The 22,645-nt window shown below is 68.3% G+C and carries 22 protein-coding genes; 10 read left to right on the top strand and 12 right to left on the bottom strand.

Annotated elements, in window-relative coordinates; genetic code table 11:
* Position 1: 1 nt before the first annotated feature.
* Positions 2-1,291: a diaminopimelate decarboxylase gene (lysA, locus tag BMZ21_RS16115; protein WP_091836375.1), complete on the top strand. Its 1,290-nt coding sequence runs from the start codon at positions 2-4 to the stop codon at positions 1,289-1,291.
* Between the two features lie 134 nt (positions 1,292-1,425).
* Positions 1,426-4,134, top strand: a complete 2,709-nt coding sequence (locus BMZ21_RS16110; protein WP_091836373.1) for a TIGR02302 family protein — start codon at positions 1,426-1,428, stop codon at positions 4,132-4,134.
* Between the two features lie 129 nt (positions 4,135-4,263).
* On the opposite strand, the gene BMZ21_RS16105 is transcribed toward BMZ21_RS16110, so the two are convergent.
* Positions 4,264-5,565: an aminotransferase class V-fold PLP-dependent enzyme gene (locus tag BMZ21_RS16105; protein WP_091836371.1), complete on the bottom strand. Its 1,302-nt coding sequence runs from the start codon at positions 5,563-5,565 to the stop codon at positions 4,264-4,266.
* A 134-nt stretch (positions 5,566-5,699) separates the two neighbouring features.
* On the opposite strand from BMZ21_RS16105, the gene BMZ21_RS16100 reads away from it, so the two are divergent.
* On the top strand, positions 5,700-6,302 hold the full coding sequence (locus tag BMZ21_RS16100) for a glycoside hydrolase family 19 protein (protein WP_091836369.1): 603 nt from the start codon (positions 5,700-5,702) through the stop codon (positions 6,300-6,302).
* Positions 6,303-6,306: 4 nt separating this feature from the next.
* Here BMZ21_RS16100 and BMZ21_RS16095 read toward each other — a convergent pair whose 3' ends face one another.
* On the bottom strand, positions 6,307-7,461 hold the full coding sequence (locus BMZ21_RS16095; RefSeq protein WP_091836367.1) for a trans-sulfuration enzyme family protein: 1,155 nt from the start codon (positions 7,459-7,461) through the stop codon (positions 6,307-6,309).
* A 105-nt stretch (positions 7,462-7,566) separates the two neighbouring features.
* Here BMZ21_RS16095 and BMZ21_RS16090 point away from each other — a divergent pair, with 105 nt between their 5' ends.
* Positions 7,567-8,076: a TspO/MBR family protein gene (locus BMZ21_RS16090; RefSeq protein WP_091836364.1), complete on the top strand. Its 510-nt coding sequence runs from the start codon at positions 7,567-7,569 to the stop codon at positions 8,074-8,076.
* A 4-nt stretch (positions 8,077-8,080) separates the two neighbouring features.
* Here BMZ21_RS16090 and BMZ21_RS16085 read toward each other — a convergent pair whose 3' ends face one another.
* From BMZ21_RS16085 to BMZ21_RS16065, 5 genes are all read right to left on the bottom strand, one after another.
* Positions 8,081-8,488 (bottom strand): type II toxin-antitoxin system VapC family toxin, encoded by a 408-nt coding sequence (locus BMZ21_RS16085; protein ID WP_091836362.1) that lies wholly within the window; start codon positions 8,486-8,488, stop codon positions 8,081-8,083.
* Between the two features lie 9 nt (positions 8,489-8,497).
* Positions 8,498-8,767 carry an antitoxin gene (locus BMZ21_RS16080; protein WP_091836360.1) on the bottom strand — a complete coding sequence of 90 codons (270 nt, stop codon included), beginning with the start codon at positions 8,765-8,767 and terminating at the stop codon, positions 8,498-8,500.
* 71 nt (positions 8,768-8,838) lie between these two features.
* Entirely contained in the window at positions 8,839-9,213 is a 375-nt protein-coding gene (locus BMZ21_RS16075; RefSeq protein ID WP_091836358.1) for a response regulator, read from the bottom strand.
* Positions 9,214-9,217: 4 nt separating this feature from the next.
* Positions 9,218-9,778, bottom strand: a complete 561-nt coding sequence (hpt, locus tag BMZ21_RS16070) for a hypoxanthine phosphoribosyltransferase (protein ID WP_199777537.1) — start codon at positions 9,776-9,778, stop codon at positions 9,218-9,220.
* Between the two features lie 143 nt (positions 9,779-9,921).
* A complete protein-coding gene (locus BMZ21_RS16065; RefSeq protein ID WP_167561654.1) occupies positions 9,922-10,749 on the bottom strand; it encodes a zinc-ribbon domain-containing protein in 828 nt (275 codons plus the stop codon).
* A gap of 306 nt (positions 10,750-11,055) precedes the next feature.
* On the opposite strand from BMZ21_RS16065, the gene BMZ21_RS16060 reads away from it, so the two are divergent.
* From BMZ21_RS16060 to BMZ21_RS16040, 5 genes are all read left to right on the top strand, one after another.
* On the top strand, positions 11,056-11,679 hold the full coding sequence (locus BMZ21_RS16060; protein WP_244543891.1) for a cell division ATP-binding protein FtsE: 624 nt from the start codon (positions 11,056-11,058) through the stop codon (positions 11,677-11,679).
* Positions 11,666-12,643, top strand: coding sequence for a cell division protein FtsX (locus BMZ21_RS16055; protein WP_342029035.1), 978 nt, complete (start codon positions 11,666-11,668; stop codon positions 12,641-12,643). Before BMZ21_RS16060 ends, BMZ21_RS16055 begins: the two co-directional genes overlap by 14 nt.
* Positions 12,644-12,780: 137 nt before the next feature.
* Complete coding sequence (locus BMZ21_RS16050; RefSeq protein ID WP_091836352.1) at positions 12,781-13,515, top strand: YdcF family protein; 735 nt, start codon at positions 12,781-12,783, stop codon at positions 13,513-13,515.
* Positions 13,516-13,566: 51 nt separating this feature from the next.
* On the top strand, positions 13,567-14,349 hold the full coding sequence (locus BMZ21_RS16045; protein WP_091836350.1) for a lysophospholipid acyltransferase family protein: 783 nt from the start codon (positions 13,567-13,569) through the stop codon (positions 14,347-14,349).
* 59 nt (positions 14,350-14,408) lie between these two features.
* Entirely contained in the window at positions 14,409-14,894 is a 486-nt protein-coding gene (locus BMZ21_RS16040; RefSeq protein ID WP_091836348.1) for a hypothetical protein, read from the top strand.
* Between the two features lie 80 nt (positions 14,895-14,974).
* Here BMZ21_RS16040 and BMZ21_RS16035 read toward each other — a convergent pair whose 3' ends face one another.
* A complete protein-coding gene (locus BMZ21_RS16035; RefSeq protein WP_091836346.1) occupies positions 14,975-15,532 on the bottom strand; it encodes a gamma-glutamylcyclotransferase in 558 nt (185 codons plus the stop codon).
* A 139-nt stretch (positions 15,533-15,671) separates the two neighbouring features.
* Between BMZ21_RS16035 and BMZ21_RS16030 the strand changes: the two genes are divergently transcribed.
* A complete protein-coding gene (locus BMZ21_RS16030; RefSeq protein WP_167561653.1) occupies positions 15,672-16,730 on the top strand; it encodes a DUF2125 domain-containing protein in 1,059 nt (352 codons plus the stop codon).
* Here BMZ21_RS16030 and rpoH read toward each other — a convergent pair whose 3' ends face one another.
* The 4 genes from rpoH to BMZ21_RS16010 all read right to left on the bottom strand — a co-directional run bounded on the left by rpoH (position 16,731) and on the right by BMZ21_RS16010 (position 22,638).
* Complete coding sequence (rpoH, locus tag BMZ21_RS16025; protein ID WP_091836342.1) at positions 16,731-17,627, bottom strand: RNA polymerase sigma factor RpoH; 897 nt, start codon at positions 17,625-17,627, stop codon at positions 16,731-16,733.
* 209 nt (positions 17,628-17,836) lie between these two features.
* A complete protein-coding gene (locus BMZ21_RS16020; protein ID WP_425285447.1) occupies positions 17,837-18,910 on the bottom strand; it encodes an RluA family pseudouridine synthase in 1,074 nt (357 codons plus the stop codon).
* Positions 18,911-19,024: 114 nt separating this feature from the next.
* Positions 19,025-20,680 (bottom strand): heme biosynthesis protein HemY, encoded by a 1,656-nt coding sequence (locus tag BMZ21_RS16015; protein ID WP_091836337.1) that lies wholly within the window; start codon positions 20,678-20,680, stop codon positions 19,025-19,027.
* 14 nt (positions 20,681-20,694) lie between these two features.
* The gene (locus BMZ21_RS16010) at positions 20,695-22,638 is read right to left on the bottom strand and encodes a uroporphyrinogen-III synthase (RefSeq protein ID WP_208862297.1); all 1,944 of its coding nucleotides are present in this window, start codon (positions 22,636-22,638) and stop codon (positions 20,695-20,697) included.
* Positions 22,639-22,645 lie beyond the last annotated feature (7 nt).

Raw genomic sequence — 22,645 nt, 5'->3', positions numbered from 1 at the left:
GATGCATCACTTCGCCTATCGCGACGGCGCGCTCTTCGCCGAGGATGTCGACCTGCGCGAGATCGCGGATAAGGTTGGAACGCCGGTCTATGTCTATTCCTCGGCGACGATCGAGCGGCATTACCGCCTCTACGAGGCGGCGATGGCGTCGACCGCGCCGGGCAAGCCGGCGCATGTCTTCTATGCCATGAAGGCGAACAGCAATCTCGGCGTGCTGAAGACGCTCGCTGCGCTCGGCGCCGGCGCCGATACGGTGTCCGAGGGCGAAATCCGCAAGGCGCTCGCCGCCGGCTTTCCGGCCAGCAAGATCGTCTTTTCCGGTGTCGGCAAAGCTGAGAGCGAGCTCGCCTTCGCTGTCGAGGCCGGCATCTACCAGGTCAATATCGAGACCGAAGGCGAACTCGACCTGTTGTCGAAGGTGGCGCAGCGGCTGGGCAAGCGCCAGGAGGCGGTGTTCCGGGTCAATCCAGACATCGGTGCCGGCGGCCATGCCAAGATCACCACCGGTTCCTCGGCCAACAAGTTCGGCGTCTCCTTCGAGGAGGTGCATCGGCTCTATGCCCGCGCCGCCAACATGGCGGGCGTCAGGATCATGGGCCTTGCCGTGCATATCGGCAGCCAGATCCGCGAGGTCGATGCTTTCGAAGCGGCCTACACCAAGATGCGCGATCTCGTGCTGGCGCTGCGGGCCGAAGGGCACCGCGTCGACCGGCTCGACCTCGGTGGCGGGCTCGGCATCCCCTACGAGGTTCCGAAGGATTTCGACCATGGCCCGGGGCTGATCGAAGCCTATGCCGGAATGGTCGCCAAGCTGATGCAAGGGCTCGACGCCGAGCTCGGCTTCGAGCCGGGACGCCTGATCGTCGGCAATGCCGGCATCCTCCTGACGAAGGTGCTCCACCTCAATCCGCGCCCGACCAAGGAATTCCTGGTCGTCGATGCGGCGATGAACGACCTGATGCGGCCCGCCATGTACGAGGCCTATCACGAGATCTGGCCGGTGGCGGAGCCGGCGGAGGGGGCCAAGACGATCGCCTATGACGTCGTCGGGCCGATCTGCGAATCAGGCGACACCTTCACCGCCGGACGCGAATTGTCGGCGCTGAAGCCGGGCGACCTCATCGCCTTCATGACGGCCGGCGCCTATGGTGCCAGCATGTCGTCGACCTACAACCAGCGCCCGCTGGTCGCCGAAGTGCTGGTGAAAGGCGACAAATTCGCGGTGACTCGGCCGCGCCAGACCTATGAAGAGCTGATCGGCACGGATCGTGCACCGCCCTGGCTGCCCTGAGTCTGCTTCACAATAAGCGGAGCGCCTGTGGGGCATCGTGCCTGGGTGCTGGTCACGCCACAATCACGTGCTAGCCTCTTTGCTCGATCGATGAAGCTAGGAGAGGCGCCGCGGGGGGCGGCCCGGAGCATCGGATGAGCGAAGCACCGCGCCGCACGGCGCTAGATTCGGTTGGTACGATCCGCAAGCGGCTGGAGCGGCTCACTGCGGCCTCGCGGCTGTCGCTCGCCTGGGAGCGTCTCTGGCCGAAGCTGTGGGCGCCGCTCTGCGTCGTCCTCGCCTTTCTCGCCGTCTCCTGGCTCGGGCTCTGGCTGTATCTGCCCTGGTGGGGGCGGGCCGCCGGCTCCGCCGTCTTTGCTCTGCTCCTGCTGGGAAGCTTCTGGCCGGCCGTCACCGGTCGCTGGCCGAGCCGCCGCGAGGCGCTGTCCCGGCTCGACCACTCGATGGACGGGGCTCACCGTCCGGCGACTTCGCTCGAGGATACGCTCGCGGTCGGCGGCAAGGATCCGGTCTCGCAGGCGTTGTGGACGCTGCATCTGCAGCGCCAGAGCGCTCACGTCGCGGCGCTGAAGGTCGCGCCGCCACAGCCGCGCATGGCCGGGCGTGACAGGCGGGCCTTGCGCGCCGTGCCGCTGGTCGCAGCGGTCGCCGGCTTCTTCGTCGCCGGGCATGAGGCCCTGCCGCGGCTCGCCGCCGCCTTCGACTGGCGCGGACCTGCGCTTGCCACCGCTGCGGTCCGGATCGATGCCTGGATCGACCCGCCCTCCTATACGCGCATGCCGCCGATCCTGATCGATTTCGGCAGGCTCGCCAGCCCGAACTTCAACGTGCCCGAGAAATCGACGGTGGTGGTGCGCATCGCCGGCAAAAGCGGAATGGATGTCGCAACGACCGGCCGGCTCGATGCCGTACCGGTCGAGGGCAAGCCCGGCGAAGTCAAATCCGGAGACGCCAAGCCGGCGCCGGCCAAGGCCGTGCCGCCGAATACGGTCGCAGTGACCGAGAAGCGCTATCTCGTGGCCGGCGACGGCACCCTGCGCATCACCGGCTCGGGCGCCCCGGCGCAGACCTTGAGCCTGCACGCGATCATCGACCAGAAGCCGGAGATCGCCTTCGCCGATGCGCCCAAGCCCGTCAGCGGCGTGCAGGGCGGGCTCGGCCTCAGCTATCGCGCGAAGGACGATTACGGCATCGCCTCGGCCGAAGTGCTGGTCTCGCGTGTCGGGCCGATCACGGGTGGCCGCTCGCTGGTCGAGGCGCCGAAGCAGGTGCTGCCGGTGCCGCCCTCCGGTTCCGGCGACGACGAGATGAAGAGCACGGTCGATTTCTCGGCCCATCCCTGGGCCGGCGCCAAGGTTAATATGAGCCTCCTGGCGCGCGACGAGACCGGGCAGGAGGGACGCAGCGAGACCCTCGAAGTCGTGCTGCCGCAGCGGACTTTCACCAAGCCGCTGGCCAAGGCGCTGGTCGAGCAACGGCGCAAGCTCGTCATGGACGTCGACAACCGCAAGAAAGTTCAGCTTGCGCTCGACGCGCTGATGATCGAGCCCGACCGCTTCATGAAGGAGACCGGTGTCTATCTCGGCATGCGCATGATCGGCGAACGACTGCGCCGCGCCGCCAGCGACGACCAGCTCCGCGACGCCGCCGAGATGATGTGGGCGCTCGCGCTGCAGCTCGAGGATGGCGACCTCTCGGATGCCGAAAAGGCGCTCAGGGCCGCGCAGGAGAACTTGGCGCAGGCGCTGGAGCGCGGTGCCTCCGAAGAGGAGATGAAGAAGCTCACCGAAGATCTGCGCCGCGCCATGGACCAGTACATGCGCGAGCTTGCCCAGCAATGGCAGCGCCAGCAGCAGAACGGCGAGCAGAACCAGGCGCGGCTGCCGGAGAATTTCCGAACGGTGACACCGCGCGACCTGCAGAACATGCTCAACCGCATCGAGGAACTGACCAAGCGCGGCGACATGGCCGAGGCGCAGCGCCTGATGGAAGAGCTCAACAACCTCCTGAACAACCTCAAGACGGCGCGCCCGGGCCAGCAGGACCCGCGCCAGCGTGAGATGAACCAGGCGTTGGGCGATCTCGACCGGATGACGCGCGAGCAGCAGCAGTTGCGCGACGAGACCTACCAGCAGGACCAGCAGAACCAGAACCGCACCCAGCAGGGCCGCCGCCCCGGCCAGCAGCAGGCGCGTCCCGGCCAGCAGGGCCAGCGCCAGCAAGGGCAGCAGGGCCAGCGCGGGCAGCGTGGCCAGCAACCCGGGCAGCAGCCTGGCGAGGACGGCGAGGGCGAGGACGGGCAGAACGCCGAAGGCGGGCAGGGCCAGGGACAGCAAGGGTTGTCACAGCGCCAGCAGGCCCTGCGCGAGCGGCTGCAGGATCTGCAGCGGCGCATGCGCGGCATGGGCGCCGACCCCGGTGAACTTGGCGAGGCCGAGGATGCGATGCGCGAGGCCGAGGGCCAGCTTGGCCAAGGCCAGGATGGGCAGGCGGTCGATTCGCAGGGCCGGGCGCTGGAAGCCCTGCGCAAGGGCGGCCAGAACCTCGCCCAGCAGATGCAGGGCGAGCCCGGCGAGGGCGAGGGCAACGAGAACGCCTATGGCGAGCCGGATGGACGCCCGGCCGGCCGGCCCTCGGCGCAGCAGCGCGACAACAACGATCCGCTTGGCCGCCCGCAGCGCCAGCGCGACTGGGCCGATGGCCGCGTGCGCGTGCCGGGTGCCGACGAGAGCGCGACGCAGCGGGCGCGGCGCATCCTCGAGGAACTGCGGCGGCGCCTCGGCGATCCGCTGCGGCCGACCGAGGAGCTCGACTATCTGGAGCGCCTGCTGCGGCGGAATTGATCTGACGGTCCCGCGTCATGCTCGGGCTTGACCTGAGCATCTCAAGCCGGATGAGGCGCAAGCCAGCGCCTTCTGGTCACGAGATTCTCGGGTCTGCGCTTCGCGCTGCCCGAGAATGACGGCCAAATCTCAACCCGCCCTATTGCCCGAGACGACCGCGAGCGCCGCGATGAAGCGGTCGAGGTCGGCTTCCGTCAGATAGGGCGCCGGCGAGATGCGGATGGTGTTGCCCTTGGCGACGCCGCCGCGTCGCACCGTCATCACCTTGTGCTGGTCGCGCAGCGCCGCGACGACAGCGTTGCAGTCGGCGGCCGAGCGCTTGCCGGTCAGGGCGAAAGAGGTGATGCCGGCGACCATCTCGGGATCGTCCGGCGTCTGGATCTCGACGCCCTTGAGCTCTCGCGCCTTCGCGACCCAGTAGTTGCGCAGGTGCCGATAGCGCGCCTCCTTGGCCTGCGGCCCGATCTCCTGGTGGAGGGCGAGCGCGGCGGGGACCGTCAGCTGGGCGGCGAAATTCGGCGTGCCGGTGTGGATACGCGAGCGGACATCGTCCGGCTTGAAATCCTCGTCGCCGTAATGGGTGTCGATATCGGCCAGCCGTTCGCGCGCGATGTAGATCAGGCCGACGCCGAGCGGAGCACCGATCCATTTGTGCAGATTGAAGCCGATGAAATCGACGCCGAGATCCCTCGCCTTGAAGTCGACCTGGCCCCAGCTATGGGCCGCGTCGAGGATGACGTCGATGCCGCGCGCCTTGGCCATGGCGACGAGCTCCCTGACCGGCATCATCAGCCCGGTGCGATGGCTGATATGGGTGAGCAGAAGCAGCTTCGTCTTCGGATTGGCCTTGAGCGCGGCCTCATAGGCGGCGAGCACATTGGCTTTGGTCGCCGGCTCGGGGATATCGAATTTCGCGACCTCGACGCCGCGCCGGCCTTTCAGCCAGTTCATCGCGTATTGCATCGAATCATAGTCGAGATCGGCGTAGAGAACGCCGTCTCCGGGTTTCAGCTTGTTGTAGCCGGCGATCAGCGTCTGCAGCGCTTCGGTGGCGCCGCGGGTCAGCGCGATCTCCTCGCGTGCGACGCCGAGGAAATCGGCCAGCGGCGTGCGGATGTTGTCGAGATCCTGGCCGATCCTGCTGCGGGCATAGACGGTGTTCTCGAAGTTCACGAAGTCGGTCAGGCGCTTGAACTCGGCCTTCACCGGCTCGGCCATGATGCCCCAATAGCCGTTCTCGAGGTTCACCATGTCGGGCGTGACGCTGTAGCGGCGCCGGACGGCATCCCAATAGCCGGTGTCGGTGGCAAGGTTGCTCGTCGGCACAGGCGGAAGCGAGCGGGCGAGGGCGGGCGCTGCCGCAGCGGCGAGCGCGGCAGTGCCGAGGCCGGCGAGCAATGCGCGGCGATTGAGAGCGGTGTCGGTGGTCATGGCGAGCTTTCCCTGGGACGGAGGCCCTCGCTAGACGCGCGCTGTTTCAGCGCCATGACGGTTCTGCCGGCGAACTTATCCCCGCACCGCGAAACCGATGCATACTCGCGCAAACGCGCAACAGGAGTGCCGCCATGTCGATGCAGGGATCGCCAGCCGAAGATATACCGGTCGAGGAGCCGCAGGCTCCGCGGCAGCCGGATCTCGCCGTCAGTCTCGAGCGCCTGTCGCGCCTTGCGCCGATCGGCAAGGCCGAGATCATGGGCAACATCGCCCTGCATTTCACCCGGCTCGCCGCCGAGGCCGATCTGACAACGCCGCTGCGCGTCTGCCATTTCCTGGCGCAGGCCGCCCATGAGACCGACCGTTTCCGCACGCTCGAGGAGAAGGGCGGGAAGAAGCAGTTCGCCAAATACGAAGGCCGCGAGGATCTCGGCAACACCGAGCCCGGCGACGGCGCGCGCTATCACGGGCGCGGTATCTTTCAGCTCACGGGGCGGGCCAACTACAAGCGCATCGGCCGGATGCTGAACGTCGATCTCGAAGGGCGGCCGGAGCTGGCGCTCGATCCGCGCATCTCGGTCCAGATCGCCTTCGCCTATTGGCGCGACCGCAAGATCAACGCCGCCGCGGATCGCGACGATGCGGCCCGGGTCACCCAGCTGATCAATGGCGGCCTGAACGGGCTCGCCGACCGCCGGCAATTGCTGATCACAGCGAAGGGCATCTGGTTCTGAGGTTTCAGCCGTGCCCGGCCTTCAGCGCCTGGTCGAGATCGGCATAGAGGTCCTCGACATCCTCGATGCCGGTCGAAAGGCGCAGCAGGTCGGGCGGGCAGGGCGAGCCGGCGCCCTCGATCGAGGCGCGATGCTCGATCAGGCTCTCGACACCGCCGAGCGAGGTCGCGCGCTTGTAGAGCTCGACATGGGCGGCCGACTTGACCGCCGCCGCCTCGCCGCCGCTGACCTGGACGGAGAGCATGAAGCCGAAGCCGCCTTCCATCTGCCTGGCGGCGATGTCGTGGCCGGGATGCTGCGGCAGGCCGGGATAGAGCACGCGCGAGACCAGCGGATGGGCGGACAGCTTCTGCGCCAGCGCCATGGCCGAAGCCGACTGGCGCTCCTGCCGGACATGAAGCGTGCGCATGCCGCGCATCAGGAGATAGGCCTCGAACGGGCCGAGAATGCCGCCCTGGCCCTTGCGGATGGTCTTGATCCGGTTCCAGAACTCGTCATCGGCATTGGCGCAGAGCGCGCCGGCGACGACGTCGGAGTGGCCGTTCAGCACCTTGGTTGCGGCGTGCATGACGATGTCGGCGCCGAGCGTCAGCGGCCGGGTATGAACCGGCGAGGCGCAGGTCGAATCGACCGCGAGCCTGGCCCCGGCGGCATGGGCGATCTTCGCGACCGCGGCGATGTCGGTGATGGTCCAGAGCGGGTTGGACGGGGTCTCGGCCCAGATCAGCTTGGTGACGCCGGGCTTCACCGCTTCCTTGAGCCTGGCGAGGTCATCGGTCTCGACGAAGTCGATCTTCAGGCCCCAGCGGGTCGCCTCGGTCAGCAGCCAGGCGCGCAGCGCCCAGTACATCACCTTGGAGGCGACGACATGATCACCGGGAGAGAGCGCCTGGAACACGGCGGTCGCCGCGGCCATCCCCGAGCCGAACAGCAGGGCGCCGGCCTTGGCCTCTTCCAGCATGGCGAGGACGGCCTGCGCCTCATGGACCGTCTCGTTGTCCGGCCGGCCATAGATGAAGCCGGAGGAATAGGCGTTGTCCTCGTCGCGGATATAGGTGGTGGAGACATGGATCGGCGGCACCACGGCCTTGGTCAGCGGATCGATCTTGCCCAGCGCCTGCGCGGCGAGCGAACGGGGGTGCAGCGGGCGCTTGGTCATGAGGCGATCCGATTTCCACTATGTGAGAAAATTCATCTCACCTGAATTGTTGCGGTGCAAGAGGCTCGTCTTGTGCGGCGCGCAAGCTCACCCCATTGTCACCGCATGAGCATATCGTCAGGCAGCACCGATCGTCAGCTGAATGTGTGGCTTGCCGCGCTCCTCGCCATCCTGCCGGTGGTCGCGGCGTCGCTGATCGGCAGCGCCGTGACGGTGCCGCAGATTCCGGGCTGGTATGCCGGCCTCGCCAAGCCACCGTTCAATCCACCAAATTGGCTGTTTGCTCCGGTGTGGACGACGCTGTTCGCACTGATGGCGCTGGCTGCGTTCCGCACACTGCGCCAGCCAGTCGATACGCCGGGCAGGGCGCAGACGCTGCTCGCCTATCATGCCCAGCTTGTGCTCAACATGCTCTGGTCCTGCGCCTTCTTCGGCCTGAACAGCCCGGCGGGCGGGCTCGTCGTGATCGCGATGCTGCTGGCGGCGATGATCTGGACGATGCGGTGCTTCGCGAGGCTGGGCGACAGGCTGTCCGTGGCGCTCTTCGTGCCCTATTTCGCCTGGGTCTCTTTCGCGAGCCTGCTCAACGCCTCGATCTGGTGGCTGAACCGCTGAGCGGTCATCCCGCCCAATCTGTAACCATCAAGCCGGGGACGCGCTCGAATTCGCGGCGATTGACCGTGACGAGAACGGCGCCGCGCCGCCGAGCCTGGGCTGCGATCAGGATATCGTAGGCACCGATAGGCATGCCGGAGGTTTCCAGCGCGGCGCGAATGTCGCCGGCCTCGGCGGCATCCTCGGCCTCGAACGAAAGCACGTCGAAGCCGTCCGCCAGAAAAGCATCGAGGACCCGCGTGGACGCCTCGCGCCGCATCCTCTTGGCGATGCCGTAGCGGAGCTCGAACAGGACGATGGCGGGGACGAGGAGTGTCGTTCCTATCGCCAATTCTTGGCGAAGCCGCTGCTCGATGGCCGGAACGCGGCCATTGATCGCGTATACGATCACATTGGTGTCGAGGCAGAACATCGGATCGCCTCAGCCGAATGCGATCTCGTCTTCGTCGGCCGGCGGAGGATCATCCGGCAGCCCGTCGACCAGGAAATCGCGGGCGCCGAGTTCATCGAGCCGGGCGCGCCATGCATCTGCATCGAAGGGCGCGCCGGCCATCGGTTCGAGGATGACCTTGTCGCCGACCCTGCTGACCCGCACTTCGCTGCCCTCGAAGCGGAACTCCTTCGGCAGCCGCACCGCCTGGCTGCGGCCATGCATGAAGAGCTTGGCTCTTGCCGAGGAAGCGGTCCCCATGTCACAGGCTCCAACTGGCGATATCTACCAAAGATAGATATCAGCTGCCGAGCGTCAAGAGACGAACGGCTTTACCCGATCGAGCGCTCGATCACGCGCAGCACCGTCTCGCGCAGTTCGGCTATGGTGAAAGGCTTGGTCATCACCTCCGAGACGATCGTCTCCAGGCTTTTTGCCCGCTCGCGCTGCTCGGCATAGCCGGTCATCAGCATGATCGTGAGGTCGGGGAAGTGCTGCTTGGCAGCGAGCGCCAGCGCGATGCCGTCCATCAGCGGCATGCGGATATCGGTGAGCAGCAGGTCGAAATGGCCCTGTTCGGCCATCAGGATGTCGAGCGCCTCGGCGCCGTCGCCGGCGGTCAGGCAATCGTGCCCATCCATGGCGAGGCCGCGCGCGACCAGCGAGCGCAGGCTCTCCTCGTCATCGACCACGAGAATGCGCGACATCGCTTCAGATCCCCGGCAGACCGGCCTGGTCGGCGGTCTCGATCACGCCGACATAGGGCAACTGGCGATAGGAATGGGCGACGTCCATGCCGTAGCCGACGACGAAATAGTCGGGGCATTCGAAGCCGACATAGTCAGCCTGGATATTGACGGCGCGCTTGGCCGGCTTTTCCAGCAACACGGCTGTCGAGACGCGGGCGGCGCCGCGCGCCGCGAGCAGGTCCTTGGCGAAGGCGAGCGTACGGCCGGATTCGAGGATATCGTCGACGAGCAGGACATGCCGGCCGCGGACATCGCTCTGCACATCCCGCAGAATCTCGACCTGGCCGGAAGAGACGGTGGCGGCGCGATAGCTCGACAAATGCACGAACTCCACCTGCGGAGTCATGCCCGCGCGATGCATGGCGCGGATCAGGTCGGCGACGAACATGAAGCTGCCCTTCAGCACCGCGACGACGAGCAGGTCCTCGCCGGCATTGGCGGCGATATCGCTGGCCATCTCGGCATTGCGTGCGGCGATCGCCGCCTCGTCATAGAGAACGCGGATACGCTTGGGCTGGGACATCGACGACAGTTCCTTTCGGCGCGAGCCGATGCCCGCGCAGCCCCGTAATCGCGGGCTCATCTCAACAGGCCCCAGTCATAGCGTCCATGCGCCGACAATTGAAGCGGCTGGGCGGTGGCGGTGTGGAAACCAGCCGGAAGAGATCAGTTGAGGCTGGCGACGCCGCCGGGGCTGCCGGCGCCGAAACGAAGCTGCACTGAGCGTCCGTCATTGGGCGGCGAGGCGAGGCGGGCACGGAAATGCATCAGCTCCGCCGGCTCCAGCGACGGACGCGGCGGCTCCGTCGTCCAGCTGTAGAGCACCTTGCCATCCTCGCTTCGCACCATCACCGTGATCGGCGGCACCTTGGTCGTGCCCTTGGCGATGTTGGTGACATCGCCGGAGACGACGAGGAAGCGACCCTGCTGATCCTGAACCAGTTCGCTCTCGACGGCGCTGAAGGCGAGCCCGCGCACATTGACCGGCAAGCCGATGCTCGCGTAGAGCCCGGCGAATTGCGGTACCGTCCGGACGATGCGCTCGCGCTGCCAGAGGCCGAGGCCGAGCGCGGCGAGACCGGCCGCGACGAAGAGGCCGGCCGCTGCCGAGGACAGGCGTGCCGCCGGATTGCGGGGCGCGATCCAGCTGCGTTTGCGCCCGGGAGGCCGTGATGGTGCTGCGTCCGGCTGCGGAGGCTCGGTCTGCTCCGATGCGATCGCCGAGATGTCGGCGTCGATCTCGGCGGCGCGGCGCAGCTCCTCCTCCAGCTCGGCGGCGGTCTGCTCGGCGCTGGGAGGGCTGGGAAGCTCCGGGATCGCGGCATCCAGGTCGGATTGCAGGACGTCATCCGCCGGTTGCGCGTCGGAGGCGCGCGGTGCCTCGATCTGCCAGGTCGTCTGGCAGCTGGCGCAGCGCACCTTGCGGCCGCCGGTCCCGATCTTGGCCTCGGCGATCTCGTACCGGCTGGCGCAGTTGGGGCAGACGATCTGCATGGCCTTAAAAATGCTCGCTCCGCGCTGCATCCCAGAGATGTCGGTCCGGAGCCTGATCCTCTCCTCGCTGCGCGCAAGCGCAAGCGGGTGCGGTCGGCGGCTCCGCCTCCCATAGGGTCGATTTATGGTTAACGTCGCGTAAAGCCTGCGCCGCGCGAGGCTGAGGAAAACCTGCCGGCGCTTTCCGCCGGGGAGACGTCTCGGTGTAAGGTCCTGTCGGCTCGGCGCTCGTCCGGCACGATTCGGAAAAGATCAGCGAGAGGAAGTGCGTTGGTTCGGTTCGAGAATGTCGGCTTGCGGTACGGGATGGGGCCGGAGGTGCTGAAGGACATCAACTTCAGCATCGCGCCACGCTCCTTCCAGTATCTGACCGGGCCGTCGGGCGCGGGCAAGACCACGTTAATCCGCCTGGTCCTGATGGCGCTCAAACCGACGCGCGGACTGGTCAACCTGTTCGGCCAGGACGTCTCGCGCCTCGAAGCCGCCACGCTGACCGACTTTCGCCGGCGCATGGGCGTCGTTTTCCAGGATTTCCGTCTGCTCGATCACCTGACCGTCTACGAGAACGTCGCGCTGCCGCTGCGCGTCCTCGGCAAGGACGAGGCGAGCTATCGTGCCGAGGTCGTCGAACTGCTGCGCTGGGTGGGGCTCGGCGAGCGCATGCATGCCGTGCCGGCGGTCCTGTCCGGCGGCGAGAAGCAGCGCGCCGCGATCGCGCGCGCCCTGATCAGCCGGCCGCAATTGCTGCTCGCCGACGAGCCGACCGGCAATGTCGATCCCGGCCTTGGCCGGCGTCTGCTCAGGCTGTTCATGGAATTGCAGTCGCTGGGAACGGCGGTGGTGATCGCGACCCACGACATCGCGCTGATGGAACTCTACGACGCACCGCGCCTCGTGCTGGCGGATGGGCATCTGCATGTCGATGCCTGAGCCCCTCGACATCGACGAGACCGAGGAAGAGCGGCCGCGCGGTCGTCAGCGCCTGCCAGCGAGCCTGCGCCGCGACCAGCCACTGGTGCCGGTGGATTCGGTTGCCGGGCGCGCACTCGTCGTCGTCATCGCCATCCTGACCTTCCTGGCGGCGCTGAGCGCCGGCGCGGCGCTGCTCGCCGCCCGTGCCTCCGAGCAATGGCGCGGCGCGGTCGCCAACGAGATGACGATCCAGGTCAGGCCCGATCCGCGCCGCAACATCGAGCGGGACATCGCCCGCGCGGTCGAGCTGGCGCGCGCCGTGCCGAGCGTCGCCGAGGCCAAGCCGTTGCCGAAGGCGGAGTCGGACAAGCTGCTCGAGCCCTGGCTCGGCGCCGGGCTCGACCTCGTCGAACTGCCGATCCCGCGATTGATCGTGCTGCGGCTGTCCTCGACCTCCGCCAGTGAACTCGTCGCCTTCGGCCAGACATTGCGGCGCGAGGTGCCGAGCGCGACGCTCGACGACCACCGGCTCTGGGTGCGCCGGCTCTCGACCATGGCCAGCACGATCATCCTTGCGGGCGTCGCGGTGGTACTGCTGGTGCTGGTGGCGGCCGGGCTCGCCGTCGCCTTCGCGACGCGCGGCGCCATGGCCGGCAGCCGCGACTCGGTCGAGGTGCTGCATTTCGTGGGGGCGACCGACGAGTTCATCGCCCGCGAATTCCAGACGCGCTTCGTCGCACTCGGCCTGCGCGGCGGCGCGGCCGGGGGACTGGCGGCGATCATCGCGATCGCGCTGCTCGGCTTCCTGTCTTCGGCCTGGAGCGCGACGCCCGAGGCCGACCAGTTGCAGGCGCTGTTCGGCGCCTTCGAGATCGGCTGGTCCGGCTATGCGGTCGTCATCCTGGTCGCGGCTGTGGTCGCGACGATCGCGGGACTCGTCTCGCGGCTGACGGTGCGCCATTATCTCAGAGCAATGGGCTGACTCGCTGCGCGGCGGGGTTGTGGGAATGCCGTCATTGTGCCCGATTGGGCCGTTAGTATCCCGATCTCATGGTGCTGCTTGGAACCCGGCAAGGTCATTTTCCCTGCGTTGAGGACAGCCCGGCTGCCCTGCGACCGATGACGACGCCTGCTTCCCCGCGGCGCCGCTGGTTTCGCCGTTTCCTGTTCTGGAGCGTCCTTCTCTGCTCTTTCGTCGTGGTTGCCGGCTATGTCCGGTACACCACCGGCCTGTCGCTGACCGAAGCCGGCGCGCCGCCGCGCACGGATGCGATCGTCGTCGTCACCGGCGGCGCGCAGCGCATCGACGACGCCGTCAGCCTGCTCAATGCCGACCGCGGACGGCGCCTGCTGATCAGCGGCGTCAACGAGCGGACGGGCCGCGACGAACTCGCCAAGCTCAACCCGAGCGCGCGCGAGGCGCTCAACTGCTGCGTCGACCTCGATTATCGCGCCCGAAACACCATCGGCAACGCCATCGAGACGCGCCGCTGGGTTCGCCGCCACGATTTCCGCTCGCTGCTGGTGGTGACGTCGAACTACCACATGCCGCGCACGCTGCTCGAACTGCGCCATGCCATGCCGGGCGTGCGCTTCGTGCCGCATCCGGTGGTGACCGACCAGGTCGACGTCGCCGGCTGGTGGCGCGACTGGCACGCGATCCGCCTGCTGGTGCCGGAATACCTCAAATACCTGGTCGCCGCACTGCGCAGCAAGCTCGAGACCGACCCCGAGACCTCGCGGCTTTCCGTGATCATCGGCGGCCGCAAGCCGATCTCGCCCAAGCCGGGCGAACTGATCGGCCCCGATTACGACAAGCGCTCGCGGGCGCCGGCACCGCCGCGCGGCGCCTGATCTTTCCGGCGGGCTCTTGACGTCCATCGACCGCCGGGGTTCTTGCGGACCATGCTGCTGATCCGCTCCCTGCTCTTCAATGTCGCCTTCTATCTGAACCTTTCATTCTGGCTGCTCGCAGCCATGATGACGATGGTGCTGCCGGCGCGCTTCCTGCTGAAGGTCGCGCTGTGCTGGGCGCAGACGTCGCTTTGGTGGATGCGGGTGATCGTCGGCACGCGCTATGAAATCAAGGGGGTCGAGAACATTCCGCCCGGCGGCATCATCATGGCGGCGAAGCACCAGTCGACCTGGGAGACCTTCGCGCTGATCACGGTGTTCCGCAATCCCGTCTACATCCTCAAGCGCGAATTGACCTGGCTGCCCTTCTTTGGCTGGTGCCTGCTGAAACTCAGGATGATCCCGGTCGATCGCGGCGCCCGCAGCCGGGCCCTGCAGGCGGTAACCCGGCGCGCCAAGGTCGAGCTCGGCCAGAACGGGCGCCAATTGATGATCTTTCCGGAAGGCACGCGCCGGCCGGCCGGGGCCGAGCCGGCCTATAAATACGGCGTCACCCATCTTTACACCGAGCTGGGCGTGCCTTGCGTGCCGGTCGCGCTCAATGCCGGGCTGTTCTGGCCGCGGCGCAGCCTGATCAAGCGGCCGGGCACGATCAAGGTCGAGATCATGCCGGCGATCCAGCCGGGCATGGACAAGGCGGCGTTCCACGCTTTGTTGCAGGAGCAGATCGAGACCGCGAGCAACCGCCTCCTGGCGGACGGGCTGGCCGAACTCGAGCGGCTCGGAGTGCCCGCTCCTGTCAGCATACGGCAGGAGCCGCAGCCCGGCGCCTGATCGGCCTTGACATTGGGTCGTTCTGTTCCGATTTTGTTCTAGAACAAAGGAGGAACGACATGGCTGCTTTGGCCCGAGCCCGTTTCCCATTCGACCGCAACCGGTCACTCGACACCATGCCGCGCCAGCTCAACCTGCTGGAGGCGCTGCAGCCCGCCAAGGCGGAGCGTACGGCTCCGCTGTTCGAGGATGCTTCGGCCTTGTCGGGGCAGGTCCGCGAGATGCCGCTGCGCGCCACCGCGCAGCTCGCAGAACGGCGCTTCACCGCCTGGCGCGGTCGCTCGGGACGGCGTTATGTCGCCTCGATCTTCGGCATCCAGGATGGGCATGCGCTCGGCTTCACCGACGCGGTGCTGCTGGCGGTGTCGACGGACCGCAAGATCGTCGCCGCGCGCGACAGTGGCCCGTTCGGAATCGATGCGGCTCTGACGCGCTGGCGCGATGCCGTCGCCATGGCCGGCGCCAGCGAGATCCATGTCCATCTCCTGGCGGAAGACAGCGCCGGCCGTCGCGCCGCGCTCTGCGACCTGATGCCGGAGGCGTGAGTCTCGTGTCGCGTGTTTCTCAACCCTCATCCTTCGAGACGGCCCTGCGGGCGTCCTCAGGATGAGGATTGAGAGGGAGCTTAGCCGATCGCTGGCCCGCTCGCCCTGTCGATCTCGGCGACCAGATGAGCCAGCAGCGGGTCGTGGATCCCCATTTCGTGCAGGTGTTCATGGGTGCGCCGGACATAGTCCGGGTTCTCGCCGGAGACGCCCTTGCCCTGGCGAACGAGGGCGAGCACCGCTTCCTCGGGCAGGCGGCCGGCATATTGCTCGTGGTTGCGGTCGGCGATGTAGGTGAGTGCATTGAGCCGCCGTCCATCGTCGAGCCGCAGCGCAAGCCGCCGTTCGAGATAGACCGAAGTCGCCTGCTCGCGGGCGCGTAAGTAGTCGATCGTCTCCTCCGCCTGCTCGGCGGCGACGCGGAAGGCGACGCCGCGGCAGATGCCGCCGCGATCGAGGCCGAGCACCAGCCCCGGCACCTCGGGCGTGCCGCGATGAACATGCGAATAGATGCAAAGCGCGCGGTGATAGCCGTGCAGGCGAGCGCCGGCGCGCTCGACGAAGGCGAAGCCAGGGCGCCAGATCAGCGAACCGTAGCCGAACACCCAGAGATCTTCCGGCGGAAGCGGCGCCGTCATCCGTTTCCTCACAATTTAGCCCGTTTGCCTCGCCAGAGAGGCTTCGCGACCGGTTGGCGGATAATCTGCGGCGGCGCTGGCGTGCCGCGGCCCCGGTCGCTATCAACCTGCCGAGATTTTCGCAATGGAGCGCCCGCGCATGTCAGATCCCACGCCCGTGCGCCGGCATGGCCGCTTCTGGCTCTACGCGCCCTTCGTGCTGCTGGCGCTGCTCGCTGCCGGCTGGTCCGCCATCTGGGGCTTTGCGCGGAGCAGGGTTGATCAGGAACTCGATGCCGGCATCGCCCGCGAGGCAGGGGCCGGCCGCAACTGGACCTGCCGGGAGCGCAGCGTCGGCGGCTATCCCTTCCGCATCGAGGTGCGCTGCGCCAGCCTGACGCTGACCTCCTCGCGCTGGGGCGACGAGGTCAAGGTCGATGCCGGGCCGGCCGTCGCGGTCGCGCAGGTCTGGACGCCCGGTCACATCATCCTGCAGATGACCGGGCCGATGCTGGCCAGCCTGCCGCAAGGCCGCAAGGCCGCGCTCGACTGGAAGGAACTGGCCGCGAGCCTGCATCTCAGCGGGCTCGCCTTCGAACGCTTTTCGCTGGTGCTGGGCGAGCCGGTGCTGACCGTCACCGAGCCGGGGCAGGGCGCTGCCGAGACCTGGCGGGCGAGCGCCACCGAAGTGCATCTGCGGCCCAATCCGCAGCGCTTCGCCAGTGACGGCACCGTCGATCTCGCGGTCAACGCCAAGGGCGGCGTGCTGCCGGCGCTGGAGGCGCTTGTCGGGAATGGCCAGCTTGCCGATCTCGATCTGCAGGCCAGCCTGTCGCGCGCGCTGTCATTCCGGCGCGGTTTCAACCCCGATGCGCTCGAAGCCTGGCGCACCGCCGGTGGCCTCGTGGACGTGACCAAGCTCGTCCTGGTCAAGGGGCCGACCCGGCTTGAGGCAAGCGGGCAACTGGCGCTCGACGAGGCGCACCGGCCGGCCGGCAAGGTCGTGGCGGCGGTGGCCGGCATCGACCGCATCGCCGGCATCAAGGTCGGCGGGCTGACGGCGGGGCTGGGGGCCCTGCTCGGCGGGCGAACCGGCGATAGTGGGCAAAGCAATACGGCGGCAGGGCTTTCGCCGCTGCCGCCGCTGGTCCTGCGCGAAGGCAGGGTCTTCCTTGGGCCGCTCAGGCTGCCTTTGCAGCCGCTGCAACCCGTATACTGATCAGGCTGCGGGCAGGGCGGCCCGCGGCGCCTCAATCTTCACCAGCGCCTTCTTGACCGCGTCCTGCACCTTCTCGAAGGCGCGGACCTCGATCTGGCGCACGCGCTCGCGCGAGACGCCGAACTCCTCGGAGAGCTCCTCCAACGTGATCGGGTCCTCGGCGAGGCGGCGCGCCTCGAAGATGCGGCGCTCGCGGTCGTTCAGAACGCCCAGCGCCTCGCGCAGCGCCAGATGGCGGTTGTCGCTCTCTTCCGAATCGGCGAGGCGGCGCTCCTGGCTCTCGCTGTCGTCGACGAGCCAGTCCTGCCACTCTCCTTCGCCATCCTCGCGCAGCGGCGTGTTCAGCGACGCGTCACCGCCGAGCCGGCGATTCATGTCGATCACGTCCTGCTCGTTGACACCGAGCTTGGTCGCGATGGTCTTGACCTGATCGGGCTTGAGATCGCCCTCGCCCAGTGCCGAGATCTTGCTCTTGGCCTTGCGCAGGTTGAAGAACAGCTTCTTCTGGTTGGCGGTGGTGCCCATCTTCACCAGCGACCAGGAGCGCAGGATGTACTCCTGGATCGAGGCCTTGATCCACCACATCGCATAGGTCGCGAGCCTGAAGCCCTTGTCGGGCTCGAAGCGCTTGACCGCCTGCATCAGGCCGACATTGCCCTCCGACACGACTTCGCCCATCGGCAGCCCGTAGCCGCGATAGCCCATGGCGATCTTGGCGACGAGGCGCAGATGCGAGGTCACGAGCTTATGGGCCGCGTCGCGGTCGCCATGCTCGCGCCAGCTCTTGGCCAGCATGAATTCCTCGTTCGGCTCCAGCATCGGGAACCGACGGATCTCATCCAGGTAACGTGAAAGTCCGCCCTCCGCGGACATGACGGGCAACGACGCAGTCGCCATGCTCGTACTCCTTTCCGGCTCCCGCCGAGCGGCGAGCCAACCACCCGATGTTCCATCGGGCAGGATCGTCCGGTGCCATGCGTTGACGACGACCTTCGCCCTGTCGCCCGCTGAAAACACCCTAGCGGCGCCCCTTTAGCCATCCGCTTTCGCAACGCAGTATAGACGATGCGAGGGTGGCGGAAAGTGGGCAACGCAGCAAAAATCGGTCACAGGATCGAGAGTTCTGCTTGCAAACGTGCAAACTCGGCCGGTGGTTCCGACTCGAAGCGCAATTCTTCGCCGGTGACCGGATGCTCGAAGCCGAGCAGGCGCGCATGCAGCGCCTGGCGGCCGAGATCGGCGAGCGCCGCCTGGGCATTCTCGGGCAGGCGGCTCGCCTTGGTCATGAAGCCGGAGCCGTAGAGCTGGTCGCCGAGCAGCGGGTGGCCGATATGGCTCATATGGACACGGATCTGGTGGGTGCGACCGGTCTCGAGCTGGCATTCGACCAGGCTTGCCAGCGCCTCGACCTCCTCATGACCGCGCAGCAAGGGCGGATAGCGTTCGATCAGTTCGATATGGGTGATCGCTTCGCGGCCCCGGCCTTCGCCGACCACCATCATCTTTTCGCGATTGCGATTCGAGCGCTCGATCGGAGCGTCGATCGTGCCGGTCTGCCGGCGCGGCGAACCCCAGACCAGAGCGAGATAGGCCCGTTCGAGAGGGCCCGTCCGGCCATGGTCGGCGAACTGCTTGGCGAGGCCGCGATGCGCCTTGTCGTTCTTGGCGACGACGAGCAGGCCGCTGGTGTCCTTGTCGAGCCGGTGGACGATGCCGGGCCGGCGCACGCCGCCGATGCCGGACAGGCTCTCGCCGCAATGGGCGATCAGCGCGTTGACCAGCGTGCCGTCCTCATGGCCGCCGGCGGGATGGACGACGAGCCCGGCCGGCTTGTCGATGACGATCAGGTGCTCGTCCTCGAAGACGACTGTGAGTGGGATGTCCTGGCCGACCGGCGCGGCCGGCTTGGCCTCGGGCATGATGAGGGAGAGGCGCTGGCCGACGGCGACCTTGCGGCTGGCATCGGCGACCACCACACCGTCGATGCTGACGCCGCCTTCCTTGATCACCTGCTGCAGGCGGGCGCGGGAAACCTCTCCGCCGAGCAGGGCGAGCGCCTTGTCGAGGCGCAGGCCGGCCTGCTCGGGCGCGATGACGAGGTCGATGACGGGTGAAGTGGTGATCTCGGAGACGGTCATGCGCCGTCTATAGGCGCCCGGGGCGCAAAGATCACGCGTCATGCTCGGGCTCGACCCGAGCATCTCAGGCGGGAGGAGGCGCTGGTTAGCGCCTTCGCGTCGCGAGAATCCCGGCTCTTCGCTGCGCTTCGGCCGAGAATGACGCCCGCTTTAACGTCAACTGAAAATCCGGAACCGGCCCTTGGTCTCGCCCGGCGCCTGCTGCTCAGGGCCTGGATCGTCGGGTGCATGCGCCACCGGAAAGACGACAGGGGCAGGCTTGGCCTGCGGTGTCGCAGGCTTCGTCGCCGGGGGACCGATCTCGACGACCGGCTCGGCCGGAGGAGGGGCGGCCGCAGCGACCGGTTCAGGCCTGGGCTCGACCTTGGGCTCCGGCTTCGCTGGTTCGGGCGCAGGCGGCGGAGCGAGACCGGCAGCGGCCGGAACCGTCACCGCTTCCGCGACCTCGGCCTTGCCTTCGAGCAGCGGCGCAGAGGGGTCGTCGAGATCGGCGAGGACATCGTCGTCGAAATGGGCGCCCTGGCTGCCCAGCGTCGCTGGCGGGACCGTCCAGACGAACGCGTCGAGCCGGCCCGAGATCGGCGAGATCGGCAGCCACTTGTCGGAGACGAGCCCATCTGCGACCCAGGCGGCGTCGCGCGGGGCGCGGGTCGCGCGGGCCAGCCATTCGCGGACGCGGCCGGTGGCGCCGTGCTCGGCCTCTTCCAGTTCGGCCATCAGCAGGCAGGCGCGGACCGAGGCGCCGCCGGCGAGTAACGGCTTCAGCGCGGCGCGGGCGCGGGCGAAGTCCTGCGCATGGATAGCGGCGCCGGCGAGCGCCAGCACGCCCTCGGGATCGGCGGGACGGAGCCTGGTCAGCATTTCTGCTCGGGCGAGGCGATCGCGGGCGCTGTCGCCGGGGCGAACATCGAGATAGGCGCCGGCGATATCGGGATGCGAGACCTGTTTCCAGGCCGCCTCCAGCAGACGTGCCGCTTTCTTGATGTCGCCGCGCTCGGAGAGCATCCGGCCGGCGAGCGCTGCGGCCGGGGTGAGGCCGGGCGCGAGCTTGACGGCTTCGAGCGCGGCGGCGAGCGCCTTTTCGGGCTCGCGGTCCTTGGCCTCCAGCGCTTCGGCGGCGAGCAAGACGGCGCGCTGGCGCTTGGCCTCGCCTTTGTCGGCAAGGCGCAGCGCGGCGCGACGCTCGACCGCGGTGCGAGCCGCCTGCCAGTCGCCGGCGGCGGTGTGGAAATCGAGCAGGGCGTCATTGGCCCAGGCAAGCGAGGGCGAGCGGCGCACCGCGTCGTCGGCAAAGGCGCGGGCGGCGGCCATGTCGCCGCGCCGGCGGGCCTCGACGAACAGGCCGCGCAGGCCGAGCACGCGCGTCTCCGGCTTGTCGAGCATCGCCTTGAAGGCGGCCTCGGCCTGGCCGCGATCGCCGGAGAGCTGGGCCGATTGCGCCTCGAGCAGAAGGGTCAGGGGCTCGTTGGCGACGAATTTGCGGGCGTCGACGGCATAGCGCCCGGCAGCCACGGGATCGCCCGCGCCGATCGCGACCATGCCGCGCGAGATCGCCTCGAAGCCGCGGGCCCGGCGCCTGGCCCGCGAGGCGTAGCCGAAGGCGGAGGGCAGGCCGAAAACGAAGCGCACGATCGCCCAGGCGACCAAAGCGAGGAAGGCGAGCACGACGACGCCGATCGCCGCGATCGCGACGCTGGTTTCGATGCGATAGCCCTGCCAGAGGATCGAGACCTCACCGGGCCGATCGGCGAGCCAGACGGCGCCGGCGGCCAGGGCGGCGATGACGAGGAGATAGACCAGTACGCGAACCATCGGGATCTATCCTCTCAGCCTGCCGTGCCCAGCGCCGCGACCGCATCCTGCGCGATGCGGTTGATCGTCGTTTCCGCGCTCGCGCGCTGCTTCAGCGCCGCGCCGAAGGCTTCGCTGCCGCGCCGCGCCGGCTCGGGCAGTTGCGTCCAGAGCTCGGCGGCCTTGGCGATGTCGTTCTGGACGAGGGCGCCCTCCAGCCTGATCGGAAGGGTCGCAGGATCGCTGGAGCCGGAGTCGCCGACGGGACGAATGGTGACGATACGGCTCGCCAGTCCGAGCAACTTGTCTTCCCAGCTGTTCGCGGCCGGGGTGGTCTCGCGCACGAACAGGGTCTGATGGCTCTTGAACTGCGCCAGCAGCTTGTCGCGTGTCGGCGCTCCGGTGCCGGCGACGGCGGCGAGCGCCGCCTTCTGCTCGGCAGGTATATCGCCGAGCGCGGTCAGGTCGGCCTGGAAGGGCCGGCCGGAGCCGATCGCGTCGCGGATGCGCTCGGCCAGGACGACGCGGGCGGCGGCGAGCGCCTGCCTGCTCGGCTGGGCGGCGCTCTTGGCCGCGGCCTCGACGCCGGCAAGGCGCTGGCCCAGCGTCGCTGCCGCATCGCGCGCGGCGACGGCCGCGCTGTCGGCGCGGTCGAGCTTCTCTGCCAACCCGGCGGGGACGCTTGCGCCGACCGGGGCGGCCTTGGCCAGCTCGGCCAGCCGGGCGGCATTGGCCTGCGCTTCGCTGCCCGCCTTGGCGGCGCTTTCAGCCGCCGCCGTCGCCTTGCGGTCGATGGCGCCGATCGTGGCGCTCTGCGCCTGCAGGCTCTCGACGCGCTTGGCGAGCTCGGCCAGCCGCGCGCCGTCATCGGGACCGGCGAGGCGCAGAGCCAACAGGACCAGGCCGGCGCCGATCACCCCGCCGGCGAGGCCGGCGAGCGCGACGGTCGGCAGGCTGTAGCGGCGCTGCTGCTCCGGCACCGGCGGCGGCGTGAATTCTTCGGGGAGCGCCTCGGTCGGCAGGACCGCTTCGGCGGCGGTCTCGATGCGTTCGGCTTCGGCTGCGGTCGTCGTCGAGGCGGCAGCCTCTGCGGGGGCCGTTTCCGTGGCCGGGCTGGCGGCCAGCTCGATGGTCGGCGGCGTCCGGCCGGAGCGATTGCGGCGCTTGCCGGTCTGGCCCTGGTCGCTGCTCGGTCCCGCCGCCATCTCGTCCTTGTCCGCCTTGTCGTCCGCCGCTGCCGGCTCCTTAGCATCGCCGGTCAGCAAAGTGCGAGCGGGAAGCTGATCGAGTGCGGCGAAGAGCGCGGCTTCCTCGGGATGCTCGGCGACGAGCACGGTGTCGGACCCTGCCGAGATCAGCGGTGCGGCGATCGCGACCGAGAGCGCGAGCTGCGGCAGGGCCTGCGCCTGCTCGGTTAGCCCGGCCTTGCCGGCGAGGTCGAAAAAGATCTCTGCGCTGCGCGGCGAATAATGCAGGGCGGCGTCGGCCGAGCCGTCGCGCAACGCATCGGCGGCCGCAGCGGGCAGGGCGTCGACGGCCTTGGCTTCATAGGCGGTCCAGATCGTCACCTCGTGGCCGGCGTCGCCCAGTTGCTGCGGCAGGTCTTCGTGCCGGTCGCGGCCGGCGACGAGGAGCAACTTCTGGCCCTTCGGCAACTTTTCCAGAATCAGCGCCAGCAGCTCGGCGCGCCCACCCCTGGCGCTGTGGGCGGTGAAGCCGAGTTTGCCGGCAGCGTCCGCAGTGCGCGTGCCGACACAGAACGCAGGCAGGACGCCGCGCCAGCTTTTCGGCAAGCCCTCCAGCGCCGGCACGGCATTGGCGCTGGTCAGCACCAGCGCGTCGAATGGTCCCTTGGGCGGCTTCTCGCCTGTTGGCAGGACCTGAAACAGCGGCGCGACCACCGGGTCCTTGCCACGCTCGCGCAAGCTCTGAGCGCTGCGCTCGGCATCCTCAAGCGGTCTGAACACCAAAACGCGCATATCGTCT

The sequence above is a fragment of the Allobosea lupini genome (assembly GCF_900109525.1).
Lineage (GTDB): Bacteria > Pseudomonadota > Alphaproteobacteria > Rhizobiales > Beijerinckiaceae > Allobosea > Allobosea lupini.
The sequence above is the reverse complement of the archived record's forward strand: the minus strand, read 5'-3'. Positions and strand labels throughout refer to the sequence as shown.

Excerpts from the sequence above, each read along its gene's own strand:
- lysA (WP_091836375.1), top strand. The coding sequence starts at position 2 with ATGCATCACTTCGCCTATCGCGACGGCGCGCTCTTCGCCGAGGATGTC.
- BMZ21_RS16110 (WP_091836373.1), top strand. The coding sequence starts at position 1,426 with ATGAGCGAAGCACCGCGCCGCACGGCGCTAGATTCGGTTGGTACGATC.
- BMZ21_RS16105 (WP_091836371.1), bottom strand. The coding sequence starts at position 5,565 with ATGACCACCGACACCGCTCTCAATCGCCGCGCATTGCTCGCCGGCCTC.
- BMZ21_RS16100 (WP_091836369.1), top strand. The coding sequence starts at position 5,700 with ATGTCGATGCAGGGATCGCCAGCCGAAGATATACCGGTCGAGGAGCCG.
- BMZ21_RS16095 (WP_091836367.1), bottom strand. The coding sequence starts at position 7,461 with ATGACCAAGCGCCCGCTGCACCCCCGTTCGCTCGCCGCGCAGGCGCTG.
- BMZ21_RS16090 (WP_091836364.1), top strand. The coding sequence starts at position 7,567 with ATGAGCATATCGTCAGGCAGCACCGATCGTCAGCTGAATGTGTGGCTT.
- BMZ21_RS16085 (WP_091836362.1), bottom strand. The coding sequence starts at position 8,488 with ATGTTCTGCCTCGACACCAATGTGATCGTATACGCGATCAATGGCCGC.
- BMZ21_RS16080 (WP_091836360.1), bottom strand. The coding sequence starts at position 8,767 with ATGGGGACCGCTTCCTCGGCAAGAGCCAAGCTCTTCATGCATGGCCGC.
- BMZ21_RS16075 (WP_091836358.1), bottom strand. The coding sequence starts at position 9,213 with ATGTCGCGCATTCTCGTGGTCGATGACGAGGAGAGCCTGCGCTCGCTG.
- hpt (WP_199777537.1), bottom strand. The coding sequence starts at position 9,778 with ATGTCCCAGCCCAAGCGTATCCGCGTTCTCTATGACGAGGCGGCGATC.
- BMZ21_RS16065 (WP_167561654.1), bottom strand. The coding sequence starts at position 10,749 with ATGCAGATCGTCTGCCCCAACTGCGCCAGCCGGTACGAGATCGCCGAG.
- BMZ21_RS16060 (WP_244543891.1), top strand. The coding sequence starts at position 11,056 with ATGGGGCCGGAGGTGCTGAAGGACATCAACTTCAGCATCGCGCCACGC.
- BMZ21_RS16055 (WP_342029035.1), top strand. The coding sequence starts at position 11,666 with ATGTCGATGCCTGAGCCCCTCGACATCGACGAGACCGAGGAAGAGCGG.
- BMZ21_RS16050 (WP_091836352.1), top strand. The coding sequence starts at position 12,781 with ATGACGACGCCTGCTTCCCCGCGGCGCCGCTGGTTTCGCCGTTTCCTG.
- BMZ21_RS16045 (WP_091836350.1), top strand. The coding sequence starts at position 13,567 with ATGCTGCTGATCCGCTCCCTGCTCTTCAATGTCGCCTTCTATCTGAAC.
- BMZ21_RS16040 (WP_091836348.1), top strand. The coding sequence starts at position 14,409 with ATGGCTGCTTTGGCCCGAGCCCGTTTCCCATTCGACCGCAACCGGTCA.
- BMZ21_RS16035 (WP_091836346.1), bottom strand. The coding sequence starts at position 15,532 with ATGACGGCGCCGCTTCCGCCGGAAGATCTCTGGGTGTTCGGCTACGGT.
- BMZ21_RS16030 (WP_167561653.1), top strand. The coding sequence starts at position 15,672 with ATGTCAGATCCCACGCCCGTGCGCCGGCATGGCCGCTTCTGGCTCTAC.
- rpoH (WP_091836342.1), bottom strand. The coding sequence starts at position 17,627 with ATGGCGACTGCGTCGTTGCCCGTCATGTCCGCGGAGGGCGGACTTTCA.
- BMZ21_RS16020 (WP_425285447.1), bottom strand. The coding sequence starts at position 18,910 with ATGACGCGTGATCTTTGCGCCCCGGGCGCCTATAGACGGCGCATGACC.
- BMZ21_RS16015 (WP_091836337.1), bottom strand. The coding sequence starts at position 20,680 with ATGGTTCGCGTACTGGTCTATCTCCTCGTCATCGCCGCCCTGGCCGCC.
- BMZ21_RS16010 (WP_208862297.1), bottom strand. The coding sequence starts at position 22,638 with ATGCGCGTTTTGGTGTTCAGACCGCTTGAGGATGCCGAGCGCAGCGCT.